The sequence below is a fragment of the Gracilimonas sediminicola genome, from assembly GCF_024320785.1.
Taxonomy (GTDB): Bacteria; Bacteroidota; Rhodothermia; order Balneolales; family Balneolaceae; genus Gracilimonas; species Gracilimonas sediminicola.
In genome coordinates, this window is the sequence record NZ_JANDBC010000002.1 from 115,059 (window position 1) to 132,115 (window position 17,057).

At 45.3% G+C, this 17,057-nt stretch carries 10 protein-coding genes; 6 read left to right on the forward strand and 4 right to left on the reverse strand.

Annotation, left to right across the window (positions count from 1 at the left end; genetic code table 11):
• The first annotated feature begins 199 nt into the window (after positions 1-199).
• From nagB to NM125_RS10390, 4 genes are all read left to right on the forward strand, one after another.
• Positions 200-2,128, forward strand: a complete 1,929-nt coding sequence (gene nagB, locus NM125_RS10375) for a glucosamine-6-phosphate deaminase (RefSeq protein ID WP_255134851.1) — start codon at positions 200-202, stop codon at positions 2,126-2,128.
• Between the two features lie 106 nt (positions 2,129-2,234).
• Positions 2,235-3,539 carry an MFS transporter gene (locus tag NM125_RS10380; RefSeq protein WP_255134852.1) on the forward strand — a complete coding sequence of 435 codons (1,305 nt, stop codon included), beginning with the start codon at positions 2,235-2,237 and terminating at the stop codon, positions 3,537-3,539.
• 138 nt (positions 3,540-3,677) lie between these two features.
• Entirely contained in the window at positions 3,678-4,637 is a 960-nt protein-coding gene (locus NM125_RS10385; protein ID WP_255134853.1) for a hypothetical protein, read from the forward strand.
• Between the two features lie 43 nt (positions 4,638-4,680).
• Positions 4,681-7,185: an N-acetylmuramoyl-L-alanine amidase gene (locus NM125_RS10390; RefSeq protein ID WP_255134854.1), complete on the forward strand. Its 2,505-nt coding sequence runs from the start codon at positions 4,681-4,683 to the stop codon at positions 7,183-7,185.
• A gap of 308 nt (positions 7,186-7,493) precedes the next feature.
• Here NM125_RS10390 and NM125_RS10395 read toward each other — a convergent pair whose 3' ends face one another.
• Together NM125_RS10395 and NM125_RS10400 are read right to left on the reverse strand one after the other, a co-directional pair.
• Positions 7,494-9,353: an N-acetylmuramoyl-L-alanine amidase gene (locus NM125_RS10395; RefSeq protein WP_255134855.1), complete on the reverse strand. Its 1,860-nt coding sequence runs from the start codon at positions 9,351-9,353 to the stop codon at positions 7,494-7,496.
• A 3-nt stretch (positions 9,354-9,356) separates the two neighbouring features.
• Positions 9,357-10,604 carry an exo-beta-N-acetylmuramidase NamZ family protein gene (locus tag NM125_RS10400; RefSeq protein WP_432419288.1) on the reverse strand — a complete coding sequence of 416 codons (1,248 nt, stop codon included), beginning with the start codon at positions 10,602-10,604 and terminating at the stop codon, positions 9,357-9,359.
• 107 nt (positions 10,605-10,711) lie between these two features.
• Between NM125_RS10400 and NM125_RS10405 the strand changes: the two genes are divergently transcribed.
• The gene (locus NM125_RS10405; protein ID WP_255134857.1) at positions 10,712-11,773 is read left to right on the forward strand and encodes a glycoside hydrolase family 3 protein; all 1,062 of its coding nucleotides are present in this window, start codon (positions 10,712-10,714) and stop codon (positions 11,771-11,773) included.
• Between the two features lie 442 nt (positions 11,774-12,215).
• Here NM125_RS10405 and NM125_RS10410 read toward each other — a convergent pair whose 3' ends face one another.
• The gene (locus NM125_RS10410; protein WP_255134858.1) at positions 12,216-13,070 is read right to left on the reverse strand and encodes a BadF/BadG/BcrA/BcrD ATPase family protein; all 855 of its coding nucleotides are present in this window, start codon (positions 13,068-13,070) and stop codon (positions 12,216-12,218) included.
• A gap of 100 nt (positions 13,071-13,170) precedes the next feature.
• Here NM125_RS10410 and NM125_RS10415 point away from each other — a divergent pair, with 100 nt between their 5' ends.
• Entirely contained in the window at positions 13,171-14,331 is a 1,161-nt protein-coding gene (locus NM125_RS10415) for an acyltransferase family protein (RefSeq protein ID WP_255134859.1), read from the forward strand.
• Positions 14,332-14,583: 252 nt separating this feature from the next.
• On the opposite strand, the gene NM125_RS10420 is transcribed toward NM125_RS10415, so the two are convergent.
• A complete protein-coding gene (locus NM125_RS10420) occupies positions 14,584-17,019 on the reverse strand; it encodes a phosphodiester glycosidase family protein (protein ID WP_255134860.1) in 2,436 nt (811 codons plus the stop codon).
• Positions 17,020-17,057 lie beyond the last annotated feature (38 nt).

Below are 17,057 nucleotides of genomic sequence, written 5' to 3' on the forward strand. Positions count from 1 at the left end.
CAGCATCCTCAAAATCACCAGGCGCCTCATCTATACATAAGGGACACATTATGTTAACAAATTGTTGCTTTAGGTAAAACTGCCCAACATCGTATTGAATTAATCATTTTAAGCGTTATTTTGCGGGTTCTATCTTTTTCAGACCTGCTGTCTTTAAGCGGGCTTTGCATCGAAATTAACATCTAATCAATTATTGTTTATGTCTTCCAGTCCACTCATCCGCCCTGAGTTTGAAAAGTATGAGAAAGTGCCTGCCAATGTTTTTGATACGGCCAAAATCGCTTCTAAATATGCCGCTGATGAAATTGCTTCACTGATCCGAGATAAAGCGGCCAAAGGTGAGCAAGCGGTACTGGGACTTGCAACCGGTTCCACTCCAACCCAGCTGTATGATGAGCTGGTGCGGATGCATAAAGAGGAAGGGCTGAGTTTCGAGAATGTAGTCACCTTCAACCTGGACGAATACTACCCGATGGAGCCGGACTCCATTCACAGTTATGTCCATTTTATGCACGAGTATCTCTTCGACCATGTAGACATCAAAGAAGAAAATATCCACATCCCCGATGGCACACTGGATCGGGAAGACGTGTACGATTTTTGCCAAAAATACGAAGAGAAAATTGATGCCCTTGGCGGACTGGATATCCAGATTCTGGGTATCGGGCGAACCGGTCACGTTGGTTTTAATGAGCCCGGTTCATCCATCAATTCTAAAACCCGCCTCATTGCTTTAGACAGCCTGACGATATTAGATGCCGCCAGCGGTTTCTTTGGGGTGGAAAATGTTCCCCGCCGCGCCATCACCATGGGGGTTGGAACTATTATGAAAGCCGACCGCATCTTCCTGATGGCCTGGGGCGAAGGCAAAGCCAAGATTGTACAAAAGGCTATTGAAGGGGACATCACCAGCCAGATTCCGGCTACCTTCCTGCAGAAGCACGAGAATGTAGAATTCCTCCTCGATGATGCTTCTTCGGCAGAACTTACACGAACCAAAACTCCGTGGCTGGTCGGCCCTATTGACTGGACAGACGAGCTGCTTAGAAAAGCGGTGGTATGGTTAAGCCTCTATCTGGAGAAACCAATCCTCAAGCTTACGGACGAAGATTACAGTGAGCATGGCATGAACGATGTACTGATTGACATTGGCCGCGCTTATAATGTAAACATCCGCATTTTTAACGAGATTCAGCACACCATTACCGGATGGCCCGGTGGTAAACCTAACGAAGACGACACCTACCGTCCGGAAAGAAAATCACCCGGCAAAAAGCGCGTACTTATTTTCAGTCCCCACCCGGATGACGACGTAATTTCCATGGGCGGTACCTTTATCCGCCTGGTAGATCAGGGACATGAAGTTCATGTAGCCTACCAGACGTCCGGTAACATCGCCGTTTTTGATGATGAAGCCATTCGTTTTGCCGATTTCGTTACCGATTACCACGAAAGTTTTGGATTGGAGAATGAAGAATCAGCTGAGCTTTTTGAGGAAGTAAGAGCTTCCATCAAGAATAAGAAACCCGGCGAAGTGGATTCCGATGAAGTGAAAACCATTAAGGGAATGATTCGCCGCGGAGAAGCCAAAGCTGCCTGCCGGTATGTGGGCATCCCCGATGAGAATATGCACTTTCTGGATCTTCCGTTTTATGAAACCGGGAAAGTCCGTAAGAAGCCTATTGGCCCTGAAGACATTGAGATCACCAAAAATATTATACAGCAGGTGAAGCCCCATCAGATTTATGCAGCGGGTGACTTATCTGATCCACACGGCACGCACCGGGTGTGTCTGGATGCTGTTTTCACCGCTTTGCGTGAACTGAAGGATGAGCCTTGGATGCAAGAGTGCTGGACATGGCTATACCGCGGTGCCTGGCAGGAATGGGATATTGAGGACATCGAAATGGCGGTGCCACTCAGCCCCGAAGAAACAGACCGCAAGCGTAAAGCCATCTTCAAGCATCAGTCGCAGAAAGACCGACCTCTGTTCCCCGGAACCGACAAGCGGGAATTCTGGCAGCGTGCCGACGACCGTACCCGCGGAACCGCCGAACTCTACGACAAGCTGGGGCTGGCCGAGTACGAAGCGATGGAAGCCTTCGTGCGCTGGAAAGAGCTGGATTGACATTTTTAAACATTTAAAAGCGAAAGAGATATTTCTTTCGCTTTTTTTTTACCTATAATTCCGACTTCGACATTTTGAAGCTTAACCATGAAATCAACATCGGCATATGAATTTAATAGCTAAGCTAAAAAAGAATCCATGGTTTTGGATTCCTTCTCTCTACTACGCTCAAGGGCTCCCCTACATCATGGTGGTAGAGGTTTCGGTAATCATGTATCAAAACCTGGACATCTCTAATGCCGAGATTGGTTTATACACCAGTTTGCTCTACCTGCCGTGGATTATTAAGCCATTCTGGAGTCCACTGGTGGAGAACACCAAAACCAAGCGCTGGTGGACCATAGGCATGCAGTTTGTGATGGGAGCCGCCTTTGCCGGTGTGGCTCTTGTATTGCTCACTCCTTCATTCTTTGCCTTCAGCCTTATCGTGCTTTATCTACTGGCCCTGGCTTCCGCAACACATGATATAGCCGCAGACGGTTTTTATATGATTGCGCTTAATGAAGAGAAGCAATCCTTTTTTGTAGGGATCCGATCTACCTTCTATCGCATTGCCATTATAAGCGGTAAAGGGGCGCTGGTTATTTTAGCCGGTTACCTTATTGAAAGCGGAACCGATGTGGATTATGCCTGGGCCGTCACCTTTGGTATCCTGGCTGTGGTTATGACGGTTTTTGCCCTCTACCACACCCTTTCTATTCCCAAGCCGGCCGGTGACTATGCCGAAGAATATGACAGCCCCAAAGAACAACTGGCAGCTTTTTTCAAGGTATTCATCGATTTCTTTAAGAAGAAACAAATCTGGGTAGCACTTGCTTTTATCCTGTTTTACCGGTTTGCGGAAGGTCAGCTCGTGAAAATGGGGCCTCCTTTCTTTTTGGATGAAATTAAAGCCGGCGGACTTGGCCTTTCCACTTCTGATTTGGGATTCATCTACGGTACCATAGGCGTGATTGCCCTGACCATAGGTGGCATTATCGGTGGGGTGGTTATTTCAAGAAAAGGACTTAAATACTGGCTCTGGCCTATGCTTATTGCTATGAACGTGCCCAACCTGGTGTATGTAATTTTGGCCTACTTCCAGCCGGAATCCTATACTTTAATCAGTGCTTTTGTAGCCATTGAACAATTTGGATATGGGTTTGGCTTTGCCGCCTTCCTGATGTTCCTGATTTATGTAGCTCAGGGCGAGAACAAAACGGCTCACTATGCATTCGGAACCGGATTTATGGCCCTGGGGATGTTAATTCCCGGATCTATAAGCGGTTTTATGCAGGAATGGCTGGGCTACCTCAACTTCTTTATCTGGGTGATGATTGCCACCATCCCCATCTTTATTGTAACAAAGTTTGTGGATATCGATCCTGACTTTGGAAAGAAAAAAGACAAGCAGGAAGCAGAGAATAATTAATCATCGAAACCTATTTTTATTACAAGATAGTTTTACAAAGAATAAAACCTTTAAGGCGCTCCCTTGTAGCATCTTACAGCTAATTCCATCATTTTTACCTACTCCACTATGATCTGTAAATCGTTTAAAATTCAAAATATGAACTCTTCTATCTCATCTATAATCACCACCCTTCTGTTGGTGATTTCTTTATCCATAACAGCTATTGCTCAACCAGCTACAAACGGAGATCCCCAAAAATTGATAAGTGTGGAAGGATCTGATTTTATGAACCCGGTTTGGTCACCTGACGGAACCCAAATAGCTTTCACTTCATCCCGGCAGCAGGGACTTTGGATAGCAGATGCAGATGGTTCAAATATGGAGCAGATTACAGATGAATCGGCCGGATATGGCTTCTCCTGGTCATCTGATTCTGAATCTATTTTAACCCGGGTTTCAGAGTTTCAGAATAAAAGAAGGAAACTCGCTGTTAAGATTTACCACACCAACGGTAACGAACCTGAACAGCTGACGGAGTTCAGAGATCAAATGCCAACCATTCCAAAGTGGGCCAATTATGACCGACAGGTAGTGCTTATTTCTGATAATGATATTGAATCGTTCGACTCTGGCAAAGAAGTTTCTACTCAGCAAAAAGCTTCGGTCACCAAACCTTTTTATGTGTTGAAGTCGAACCAGATTGCTAAAGGTAAAGTCCCGGAAAACAGCACTGAGAATATCTCCCCTTTTGATGATGCCCAATACCTGAACCTGGAAGTATCGCCGGATGGTAAAAAACTGGCCTTTGAAGTGTACGGCGGTAACTTATTCGTAATGAATATTGACGGAACCAACCTTATGGATCTGGGTAAAGCCAACCGGGCAAAATGGTCGCCCGACAGCCAATACCTGGTGGCGATGGTAGCCGAGGATGACGGACACAATTACACCAAATCAGACCTATATGCTTTGAGCATTGATGGAGAAGAGCGGATTAACCTGACTTCATCAACGGATATAATAGCTATGAACCCTGACTGGTCTCCTCAAGGTGACCAAGTAGCCTTCGACAGCCCCGGTGATGGAAGTATTTATATCCTGAACATCAGCTATTAATTCGTCCCGTATAATCAATCAGCAACCATCCACACACGGCATTATGAAGTATTTTCTATCCCTTTTAGCATTTGCAACACTTATTAGTACGGCCCCGGTTAAAGCCCAGACCGTAACCGGACTTGAAGGCTTTTCTATTTTTCTTGATCCGGGGCACAGTCAAACCGAAAACATGGGTCTTTACAATTATTCGGAAGCTGAGAAAGTACTTCGTGTAGGACTGGCACTGCGTGAAATGCTGCTCACCCAAACCGACATCGACACCGTGTACATTAGCCGGACAAGTGATTCTCAGCAAGTTCCTCTGTCTCAGAGAGATGATCTTGCCAATGCTACCGGTGCCGATTTCTTTCACTCCATTCACAGTAACGCAGGCTCAAACACTGCAAACAACACATTGTTTCTACATGGCGGTTGGCGTTCAAATGGGCAAACCGTGGAGAAAACTCCGAACGGCGGAAAAGAAATGGGCGATATCATGGAAATTGAGCTCACCGATGCCATGAGAATACCTACCATCGGGAATTGGGCCGACCGTAATTTCTATCAGGGCAGCTCTGTTGATAATCACAGCAATCAGTTCCCTTACCTGTTTGTAAACAGAACAACCAACATGGCTTCTGTATTGAGTGAAGCCGGTTTTCATACCAATCCAACCCAGCAAAAACGAAATTTAAATGCGGACTGGAAACGACTGGAAGCACAATCCTTTTTCTGGTCTATTCTGGAATACCTGGATGTGGAACGACCTCCCGTAGGCATTGCTACCGGGTACATCACCGATACTGATGGCGGGCTTCCAATTAATGGGGCCGTTGTAACGGTTGGCGACTCTACCTATACCACCGATACTTTTGAATCCCTGTTTAACAATTACGCTGCAAACCCCGGCGATCTGCAAAACGGTTTTTACTATATAGAAGACCTTCAAAACGGGCCCGCTCAAATCATCGTTGAAGCGGAAGGATTTTACACCGATACCGTTGATACCAACATCATTTCTACCGATTTCACCTTTACCGATGTGGCATTGGTTTCCAATATCCCTCCCTTTGTGGCCTCTACTTCCATAGGGGATGACGATGAGATTAATCCCGGGGAAGCACTTCTGCTGAATTTCAGCCGGTCTATGGATCGAACTGCCGTAGAAAACGCATTATCCCTCACGCCTGATGTTGACTATACCCTCACGTGGAATTCAGATAAAAAGCTGAGTATATCCACGGCTAATTTTGACTTTGAAAGCAGTTACACCCTTACAATTGATTCTACGGCTACCGACAAATCATCCTATGCTCATAACATTGACGGCGATGCTGATGGTACGGAGGGTGATTCTTACATCGTTACCTTCGAGACCGGTCCGGTCGATATTATTCCTCCGGCTATTTCTGATATTCGCCCAACCAATACACAGCTGAACGAACTCCGGCCTATCATAAGCGCCACTTTTGATGAGCCACTGGATACCGCACTTTTTGATAACAAAACCATCGAAGTGAGCAAAAGCGACTACACCGTTCCCGGTGAAACCGTTTATTATACCATAGGCAATCGAAGTGTACTTAACTTTTTCCCTTCCGAGCGTCTCGATAAATCTCGGAATTACACCCTCACGTTCTCCAAATCGATCAGTGATACGGTTGGAAACAGTCTCGGATCTGATGTAGTACGAACCTTCCCTACCGGAGATCAGGACATTATAAATGAAACCGTTGTTGATGATTTTGAAGATGGAATTTCAGCCTGGTGGGAGCCCTCTCAAAGCGGAAGCACGGACGGTTATATCCCCGAAGAAACAAGCCTGGAAATCAGCACCACTGAAGTCAATCTTTTGACAAATAGTAGCCAGTCTATGAGGGTGAATTACGGCTGGGATACTACCAGCACTGCAAACCTGATTCGTCAATATCGAGGCAGTGTAACCACTCCTAAGTTTGCCAACGATCTTATACTTCAAACCTATGTATTCGGTGATGGGAATGGCAATAAATTCAGGTTCATGCTTCGCGACGGCAACGGAGAGCTCGAAGGGAGTTCCTGGTACACCGTTGACTGGCTGGGCTGGAAATTAGTCTCCTGGGATTTAAGTCAGGATAGCGTGGTTGCATGGGTAAATGGGAACGGAACGCTGAACGGCGACCTGTATCTGGACAGTTTCCAGATGACTTATACCGAAGGACAGCCCACAACCGGTTTTATCGTATTTGATGATCTCAGAGCAGTTGAAATGGGACTCGCTACTTCAAATGAACCCAACGATGAGCTTCTTTCAGATGTACCCAACCAAATTGAGCTGAAGCAGAATTACCCCAACCCATTTAATCCTTCCACTAACATCAGTTTTGGATTGCCCCAACAGAGTGACGTTAACCTGAAGATCTACGACATGTTGGGACGGGAAGTAGCCACCGTTTACTCCGGGGTCAAATCAAAAGGGTTTCATACTATTCAGTTTGACGCTTCAAGACTATCAAGTGGAGTGTATATCTATCGATTGGTTACGAAGTCCGGTACCATTTCCAAGAAAATGACTTTGCTGAAGTAAAAATCCCCGCTCACAAAATACTTAAAACTGGTGCCGCCGCTCTGCTGCGGCACCCGGTTGTGAGGCTCAGTCTCAGATATTAAGTAATTGTTAAGAATGAATTTAAGATAGAAACGCACTTATTTTGAGACAGAGCATCGTGACGAGATTAAGTTTTAACTTATGCCTGTTCTAATCTTCAGACCGCCAAACCTTGTATTGCTAATTTAAACCCTTTCCTAAAGCGGTCGGACGAAAGCAGAAGCTTATTCTTACTCATCTAACTATCATTATTTAAGGACTCTCTTACTTATTACCAAGCATCTCTTCTATTTATCAGGCATATCTGACACCGTTTCAAGGTATCCGTGCTGCAGGTAAAACTCTTCGAGTCCCTTCACAATTTGCTCGGCTATCTTTCGCTGGAAGTCTGGATCAGTCAATAGTATCTCCTCTTCCGGGTTTGAAATAAAAGCTGTTTCTACCAATACGTTCGGAAACTCAATGGGCGCATTCAGGGAGAAGTTAAAACTACCGGTCAGCCCGTAGTCTTTAAAGCCCAGCTCCATCATCTTATCATACATAATAGCGGCAAGCGGCTTAAAGGCGATATGCTTATAGAAAGAGCCGGTTCCCCTTACGTCAAGCGGATCACTTCCATACCCAATTGAATTGGTATGAATACTGACCAGCAGATCAGCATCTTCATCAAGAGTAATTTCTTTTCTCTCACTCATATACACGTAGCTGTCATCGGTTCGAGGCAAGACGACAGTAGCTCCACTTTCCTCGAGCAGCTCTTTCACCAGGTAAGACAGCTGCAGGGTAACATCTTTCTCCAGGTTACCGGCAGCTCCTAACGATCCGCGATTGTCACCGCCATGACCCGCATCAACCGAAATAGTTCTGCCATCCAGCGGACTATTGAAATTGGTGACAACCGGAGGCCTCTTTACTTCCACATTCAGTTGAGAACCCCAGCCATAGCCAACAGTATATCCCCAGTTCTGGCTGTGATTCAGCTCAATCTCCAGCCGGAAGCGGTCATCCTCAACCTGATTCCAGGTTACATTTCTGATGCCTTGTGAACTGTTGTGCTTAATCTTCCAATTGGTGTTGGAAGTGGCACCAAATACATCCACTATAATCACATTAGGGTCCAATTCCTGATATGTGATATACGGTAGCTTTTCAGAGAGCGTGAGCGTAATCATATCTGATTCATCTCTGCCCGACACCCTGATATTTCCTGTAAGGGATGTGGCCGGGGATGTGTACTCATTCTGAAGTTCAACAAACCGAACCGGTATCCAGGCGCTCAGGCTTTTGGATAACTGTACCCGGTAATTATCAGCTTTACGACCGGTGATATTGAGTTTTACTCCCGGTTCAAGAGAGCCATAACGAGCTCCCCCGAGGCGGTCGGTACCCATGCCAATGTTCAGGTAGGCATTTTCATCCATCACTTCCGCAACGCGGGGGAAGTTGTTAAAACTGACGGTATATTCACTTTTTTTCTTCTCATATCCGAACAAACCCTTTTTCATCTTAAAGGTGATATGTTTGTCCTTTACCTTATCACCGGGTTTTATGGTGTAGCTTCCTTTGTAAAGTCCTTCAATACCGGCAATTTCTTCGGGTACCTCCTTCATGGGGATATTATTCTTGAAGTAATCAATATTGAAGACCACTTCTTTTCCGGGCGTACCCAGAAATTGTACATCCAGTGTTTCTCCGGTTACCAGCCAAAGCTCGCTGGTTGGTTTCATCATCCGGTCTGAAATCACATTTCCCTTGGTATCTATTGGTTCCGGAGCTTCCGGGCGCACCAGGTACATGGTTTTAGTCAGCTCCTCGCCGTTCAGTTCTACTCTGAATTCTATTTGAGTGGTATCCGACCTGTGCTCCATCATATGTATGAATGCACCGCTTTCGTAAACCTTCACCGGCTTTCCGTTTATATATGCATTTGCAGCGGGGTTCGTGTTAGCTGCAACACGATATCGCGAAAAACTGTAGGTAACCGTATCGGTTTCCGGAATTACAATATTCAGGTAAAGGGAATCACTGACTGCAATGGTAGTGTCGGCCTGAACCGTATCAACCCTGACAGAATCGACCTGAGCTTGCAGGCATTGTGGAGTAAAATGTACAACCAGAAAAGCGGCTAATAAACTTAAATACTTCATGAATTACTTGTATAGATAATAGTTTTGTGATTTCTCTTTGAAGGAGGCTACATCTTTGGAAAGGTATTCCGAGATGTCTGAAACTTTATAGTTTTGGCTGAAGAGCATCCTAATTTGATCGGTTCCGGTAACTTTCTCAAACATACTCCATCGGTTTTTGCCCATTTCAAAAACATCCTTATCCGGATACATTTCTTTGTGAACCTGCATAAACCAAAACTGCAGCTTCATTAAATGAGCCTGCGTGTAGTCGCTGAAATGAATCTGAACACCATGTAAAGTCTTGCCCTGATCCCTTCCATAAAAAGGCTTAAATACAATGGGGCGAAATACCACTCCCGGTATATCCAGGGCATTCATGCGGTCGGCAAGCTCACCTTCATCAATCCACTCAGCGGCAAACACCTGGAAAGGAAGCGTATATCCAACACCTTCCGAGAATACTCCCAACTCTCCCATAATACCTGTGGCCACATAAAAGTAAGCGGAATACTCATGCGGAATATGCGGTGATGTGGGCACCCAGGGCAATCCCGTTTCATCAAAGGTCATAGAGCGGTTCCAGTCTTCCATTTCCACAACGGTAAGACTACATTGTTTGCCATCAGCCAGCCAGCCTTCTTTGTTGATCATTTTGGCTACTTCACCCGGAGTAAGCCCATAGATATAGGGAACCGGAAACTGACTCACAAAAGAAAAATATCCTTCTTCCACAATATTGCCTTCCACCTTTTCCCCACCCAGTGGATTGGGACGGTCGAGCACCACAAACTCAAGGTCATGCTCTGCGGCAGCTTCCATGGCCAGCCCCATTGTACTGATGTAGGTGTACGAACGAACGCCGATGTCCTGAATATCATAAACCAGCACATCCACATTCTCCAGCATTTCCGGAGTTGGCTTGCGGGTTGCCCCATATAGTGAAAACACGGTTACACCGGTTGCTTCATCCACATAGGTATCAACCTTGTCACCGGCGGCGAACTCTCCTCTTACCCCGTGTTCCGGCCCGTATAAAGCCGTGAGCTCCACACCCGGAGCGTTGTAAATAAGATCCACAGTAGATACAAGATCAGCATTGACTCCGGTGGCGTTAGTGATAACTCCAACTCTTTTTCCTTTCAATAATTCGAAGTTGTTTTCAGCCAACACTTCAATTCCGGTTTTAACTTGGTTAGTATGCTGAGTGAAGCCGTTTGAATATCCCAAAAAACTTACCAGCAGAACGAGCAGAGCTTTTTTCATCATAATAAGAGTGATCTTTTTTTCATTTTAAGCTGTTGAAGTTATACATTCTCAACCTGAACTTCAGGCACGAATGATTACTACTTGTAAAAAATAGAAACCCCTTCAAGCACATGCCCAACAGCAACCTAAGTACCGTAAGCGAACTAAGTCTTAAAGAAAAAATTGGCCAGCTTTTTTTAATGGGATTCAGGGGGAATGACATCTCTGAAGATTCGGAAGTTCTGAACATGATTAAAGAACACAAACCGGGCGGAGTTATTCTCTTTGATAAAGATATGGTTCATGACCAACCGGTTCATAATATCAAGTCGCCTGAACAGGTTCGAAGCCTTACAAAAGCATTACAAGCTTCTTCCGAAACCCCTCTTTTAATTGGTATTGACCAGGAAGGCGGACTTATAAACCGGCTGAAGCCCGAGTACGGATTTCCCGAAACCATCTCTCATCAGAAGTTAGGTGAGAAAGACGATGAAGAATACACTGAATTGCATTCCCGGCATATCGCCAAAACACTATCTGAAGCCGGTATTAACCTCAATTTTGCCCCGGTGCTTGATTTAAGCTCCAACCCCGACAGCTCCATCATTGCAAAGAGAGAACGATCGTTTGGAACTTCGCCGGAAAAAGTAACACGGCATGCACAAGCTTACATCAAAGGACATCGGCAGGAAAACATACAAACCTGTTGCAAACATTTCCCCGGACATGGCAGCGCAGAAGGTGATACGCACGCCGGTTTCGTTGACATCACAGACACATGGGAGGAAAATGAACTGGACCCATATGAGACCCTGATCAATGAAGGGCTTTGCACTATGATTATGACCGCACACATCTTCCATAATGATATGGATGAAGTTGTGCCCGCCACCCTTTCGAGAAATGTGTTAAAGAATCTGTTAAGAAAAAACCTGGGTTTCAGCGGAGTGATCATCTCTGACGATATGCAGATGAGGGCCATTTCCGATCATTATTCCCTCAAAGAATCACTGTTAGAAGGATTAAAAGCAGGCCTCGATATCTTCTGCTTTGGCAACAACCTGCTTAAAGAACAGGTGGAACTCAAGGATTGCATTTCTGCCGTGGAGCAACTTGTTGAGGAAGGAGAAATTTCGGAGGAAAGAATTGATGAATCTGTGTCCCGGATTTTGAAGCTGAAGGAAAGCCTCTAAGAACAAGCCCAAAAGTATGTTTCATGATAAAAATAGCTTCGTCCTTCAGGACGGGGATTATGAAATTTGAAGATAACCCAAGCATCTATAGGTATTAAGTTTAGATGCTTATCGCAGGGTTGGGCTTTCCACTTTAAAGGCATATAGCCAAAGCTTCGAACACCTATTTTACTTAATCTACATCAGGGCGAAGCTTTTCATTTTACTTTTTCTACCCCGCCCTGAAGGGCGGAGCTATTGCCGATTACTTCTCCTTGATCATCTGTCTTATGCCACTCAAAAAACCAAATTTAGAAAGGCAAAGCCATCACAGTCGGAGCAACCTTTCAGCGTCCGCAGGTCCTGAAAGCGTTGCGGGGATACGACCGTGTAGATATCGGATTGCTTAATTTACCGCCGAACGCTCCAAGGTCCTGCGGACGCTTGGAGGTTCTTCTTTCCTTTAAGCCTTGGATTCTTTCAGATGGTTCTCCACCAAACGTTCAATTGGTTTTCGGACAATGACGCTTAAATTCAGCCCTCTTTCTGATAAAACGCTTTCAAGGGTTTCACGGTGAATGGCGGCAATAGATCCTACAAAGCCGATTTCTTTTCCGGACAGGTCCCCGAAGTAGGCCAGCTGCTTATCGGCAAAATCTTCGAAACCGCTCCGCACAATATTCTTGATGAAATCATGATCAGCAAAATTACCCAGCAGATGAGAAAAGGACGCCACAAACCGATTTCCTTTCGGCTTTTTATACACCATTTCCAGGATGTTATCCAGCCTCATGTCGTGCCGTTGCTCCAGTTCATTCCTCAAATCTTCCGGCATAATGTTATAGTAGTAACTTCTCAAAATGCGTTTCCCAAAATATCCGCCCGAGCCTTCATCACCCAGCGTAAAACCCAGCGAAGGTATCTTGTTTACTATCTTTTCCCCGTCATAGATGCACGAGTTGGACCCGGTTCCCAAGATACAAGCCACTCCCGGCTTATCCCAGAAACAGGCTTTTGCAGCTGCCAACAGATCGGTATCTACCTGAATCTCGGCATTACTGAAACAGGCAGCGATTCCTTTTCTGACGACTTCCTTGCTCTTCTCTGTCCCACAGCCGGCTCCGTAAAAAAAGATTTTATCAACAGGCTTACTCTCCAAAACCTGTGCCAGTCCCTCGTCAATGGCATGGATGAGTTGCTCAAGCGACATGAAATACGGGTTCAGTCCGTCCGTATGGAAATACTCCTTATGCCCTTCATCATCTATTAAAATCCATTCCGTTTTGGTGGAGCCACTATCTGCTATCAGTATGTTCATGCATCTATTTTAATTGATTGGAGCGAAGATACTTAACACATTATTCCATTACCACTTTGGTTTCTTTTTTTATACTATTGGCGTTCACTAAATATTCTTTATGACTACTCTCAGCGGAATTTCATCAGGCAAACGGCTCGTTTCACTCGATTTCTTCAGAGGTGCTACCGTTGCCGCCATGATTTTGGTCAACAATCCCGGATCATGGTCACACATATACGGACCTTTAAAACATGCGGCCTGGCATGGATGGACGCCAACCGATCTCATATTCCCGTTTTTCTTATTCATTGTTGGCGTTTCCATTGTGCTGGCTTTTACCAAAGCAAAGGCAAAAGGTGCCGATGATTCTGATTTGTTGAAGAAGACGCTCATCCGGGCCGCAAAAATATTCGTCCTCGGACTGGCCCTTTCCGCTTTTCCCTATCTTACATTTATCCCGGATTTCGGACTCCACCAGAACCTGATTGATATTCGCATCCCCGGAGTTCTGCAACGAATTGCTATCTGCTATGCCGTGGGAGCTTTCCTGTTCCTTTACACCAAACCCAGAACCCAAATGCTTACGCTGGGCGGACTCCTTATCGGTTACTGGATTTTGATGATGGCCATTCCTGTTCCCGGTTATGGAGCCGGAGCCATTGATACCGCAGAAGGAAATCTTGCAGCCTATATCGATCAGTTGCTACTCTCCGGCCATATGTGGAAGGAAAACTGGGATCCCGAAGGCTTGCTTAGTACGCTTCCGGCTATTGGAACAACCCTGATTGGAATCTGGACGGGACGAATGTTGATGAGTGATAAAGAATCCGAATCTTCGCGAACCATACAGTTTTTCATTTGGGGCTTCATACTCATCATTCTTGGATATGCCTGGAGCTGGATTTTCCCTGTCAACAAGAATATATGGACCAGCTCTTACACCTTATTTACCGGCGGACAGGCCATGTGTATTTTCGGATTATGCTACTGGTTTATTGATGTAAAAAGTAAGCAGCGATTTACTGACTGGGGCGTGGCTTATGGAATTAATGCCATCACCGTCTTTTTCCTGAGTGGAGTTATTGCCCGAGTATTTAACATGATCCGGTTTTCATATGGCGGTGAATCTTATACCCTCAAAGGCTGGATTTACGAAGTGGTTCTCAGCTCTATAGCTTCGCCTATTAACGCTTCCCTGCTTTATGCAATCATGTGGATCGTGCTCTTTTACCTGCTCGCCGCCTGGATGAAAAAGAAGAATATCATCATCAAGGTGTAGCTTAAGATTCTTTTTGAGCCAATTTGAATCTCGCACTGCTGTGGATGTGGTTGGTTGTAAAACCCGGTCATCGCGAGGAGTTGTACGGTGAAACAGGACTCCCTTGCCTGGCGACGACGCGATCTCCATAAGCCACTTGGAATGTAGGTACAGGGAGATTGCCGCGTCGTTATGCATCCAGCCCGACATTCGGATTTATGGGCTCCTCGCAATGACGTCAGAGTTTTTACTTCTTCTTATCCCGAATTCGCTTTACTTAATGAGCATCATTTTCCGGGAAATGCTTACCTCGCTGGTTGAAAGCCGGTAGAGATATAATCCGGAGGATAGTGTTCCGGCGTCAAAACTAACGGTGTGATTCCCTGCGCTAAGCCTTCGATCCACTAAAGAAGCTACCTTTCTGCCAAGTACATCATACACATCAAGATCTACCTGGCTTGCATTCGGAATGCGGAAGGAAATATTGGTGGTAGGATTAAAAGGATTTGGATAATTCTGGTTCAAAGAAACATCATTCGGAACCTCAGAATCTCCGGTTTTTTCATTAGAAACTACCGTTCGGTTGGGATATACTACTTCAAGATTATCCAGGAAAATGGCTCCGGAATATCTTTCACCGCTTTGCTGATCGGAGGCCAGTTTGATGCCAATCTTTTTAATGGTGATCGGATAGTAGAAACTGCTGAATGGATCAACCGGGGTAATATCACTTGTTAGTGCCGGATAGATGTCAAACTGGGTGTTTTCGGCCCATTTTTTAACCCGGACGGTATATAATTCATCGTTGTTATCTGCCAGTTCCAGTTCAATTAAATGCCTTTTACCATCGGATCTTGCATCAAGGTTGATGGAATCTGGCACCCCAAATACCGGAATATCCGTTTCAAGGTATGCCCATATATTTGGATCGTTGTCATATACAAATTCATAATCCAGACGAACGGAGTGGGATCCTTCGGTAAACGTGCTGTCAACCACGGTGAGTTCAGAGTTTTGAAGATCTAAATTTTCTCCGCTCAGCGACCAGCCTTCAAGATCCTCAAACCCGCTGACGGTTTCAATTCCTCCCCCGATCTGCACCTCAACTTCAACCGTATCAGAAATACCATCATAGGTTCCGATTACGGGCGTGGTACCTTCTGTTTTACCAATAAACGTTCCATCAATCACCTCCCCTACTTCCTCGCTACCCACTTGCCAGCTGATGTCTGTATTACTTACCCCACGTTTTTGTCCGTCAAAATCAAAGGACTCATTAAAAAAGCTGAACTCATAGGAACTGTCAGTAGCCGCATATTTGGGGAAAAGAGAGAACTCGGTAATTCCTTTCACAATAACCATCGCTGTGTCTTTCATTCCCTCATAATCGACATAAACATAACCGGTATCCGGAGCATCGCCGGCTGTAAAATTGCCTTCACTATCAATGGTCGCAGTAAAGTTCTCGCTCAGGCTAAAGCTCAGTTTTTGAGGGTCGAGCTCAACCGGATAGTAGTTCTCATCGCTTCCCCGGGCTGTAAACGTAAACGTATTGCCCCTGTATAATTTTTTGAATGTGGGATCAAGCTTTAAATGCTCCAGTACTCCCGTTTTCTGCTTTAATGAAACCACCATCAGTGCATTCGCCACCGCGCGTTCTCCGCTTCCGTCAGAGGGATCATTGACTACCTGATTATGAACAACCATAGTTGTAGAACCGCCGCCATCAAGATTCAAAGCATTTTGCACTCCGAATCTTTTCATGAACTCACCCATTTCGGTCAGCGTCATACCGGCACTGGTACTTTGCCGGCCATCAACCGTTAGTAAATACAGTTTTGTTGAATCAGCATTAAAACCTACTGCCGTACGGGGATGTCGTTCCGGCCAGTCGCCCTCATTATTTCCATCATTCAGAAATTTCCCGCGTCCGCCTACAACTTCTTTGATATCATCGAAACCGGGCATCAGTTGGTGATGCACAACTACGGTATCTCCCGCTTCAAAGCCGTCCAGTATAGTTTTAGAAGTTCCGTGACCGGATAAAACAAAGGTTGAATCTGAAAGTGCAGCATCTCCCGAGGTTGTTTTCTCTTTCACCACCGCTTTTACTACCCCATTAACTACCCATTCATCCAGAGCGGTTAGAATAAGCTCTGTTCCAAACTCATTGGTTCCAGTCGAAGCTCCGTAATAGTGATTGTAATAGACTAAAGCGTCCGCTGTTCTGCTCTGATTTACACCCGTGATATCATATTCATTTCCATCCTGAGAAAGCTTTCCGGTGTAAGTGGTAGGATTTATGAACACCTTTTTTCCTTTAGTATATCCAAATACATCTCTGCTAATGGGCTTTTTTATGATCTCGCCTTTTATAACCTGTGCATTGGTCGGATTCCCTCCGCCATAAAAGTCACCATTCACCGCAGCAATAACCTGATGGCCTTCATAGGATTTTCGCTGTGCCATGGAGCTGGTTCGTTCATAACCTCCGAAGGTATCCTGAGCTTTAACGGTCTCCAGTTTGGTATCCGGCCGGGTCAAATCCACTTCAACCACATCAAAAGTCCAAGGAACGGAAGGAGCTTCAATGGTATAATGATACATGCCATCCCCGATTTGCTGAACACTCAGGGTGTCATACTTGATCTGGGCAAATCCGGTGAAGGAACAAAGGAGGAAGGTCAGAGATAGTATCGTTTTCTTCATAGCTGATAGATGTTAAATTGAATAATAAAGCAGGAAAT

Excerpts from the sequence above, each read along its gene's own strand:
- NM125_RS10410 (WP_255134858.1), bottom strand. The coding sequence starts at position 13,070 with ATGAACATACTGATAGCAGATAGTGGCTCCACCAAAACGGAATGGATT.
- NM125_RS10380 (WP_255134852.1), top strand. The coding sequence starts at position 2,235 with ATGAATTTAATAGCTAAGCTAAAAAAGAATCCATGGTTTTGGATTCCT.
- NM125_RS10415 (WP_255134859.1), top strand. The coding sequence starts at position 13,171 with ATGACTACTCTCAGCGGAATTTCATCAGGCAAACGGCTCGTTTCACTC.
- NM125_RS10420 (WP_255134860.1), bottom strand. The coding sequence starts at position 17,019 with ATGAAGAAAACGATACTATCTCTGACCTTCCTCCTTTGTTCCTTCACC.
- NM125_RS10390 (WP_255134854.1), top strand. The coding sequence starts at position 4,681 with ATGAAGTATTTTCTATCCCTTTTAGCATTTGCAACACTTATTAGTACG.
- NM125_RS10405 (WP_255134857.1), top strand. The coding sequence starts at position 10,712 with ATGCCCAACAGCAACCTAAGTACCGTAAGCGAACTAAGTCTTAAAGAA.
- nagB (WP_255134851.1), top strand. The coding sequence starts at position 200 with ATGTCTTCCAGTCCACTCATCCGCCCTGAGTTTGAAAAGTATGAGAAA.
- NM125_RS10395 (WP_255134855.1), bottom strand. The coding sequence starts at position 9,353 with ATGAAGTATTTAAGTTTATTAGCCGCTTTTCTGGTTGTACATTTTACT.
- NM125_RS10385 (WP_255134853.1), top strand. The coding sequence starts at position 3,678 with ATGAACTCTTCTATCTCATCTATAATCACCACCCTTCTGTTGGTGATT.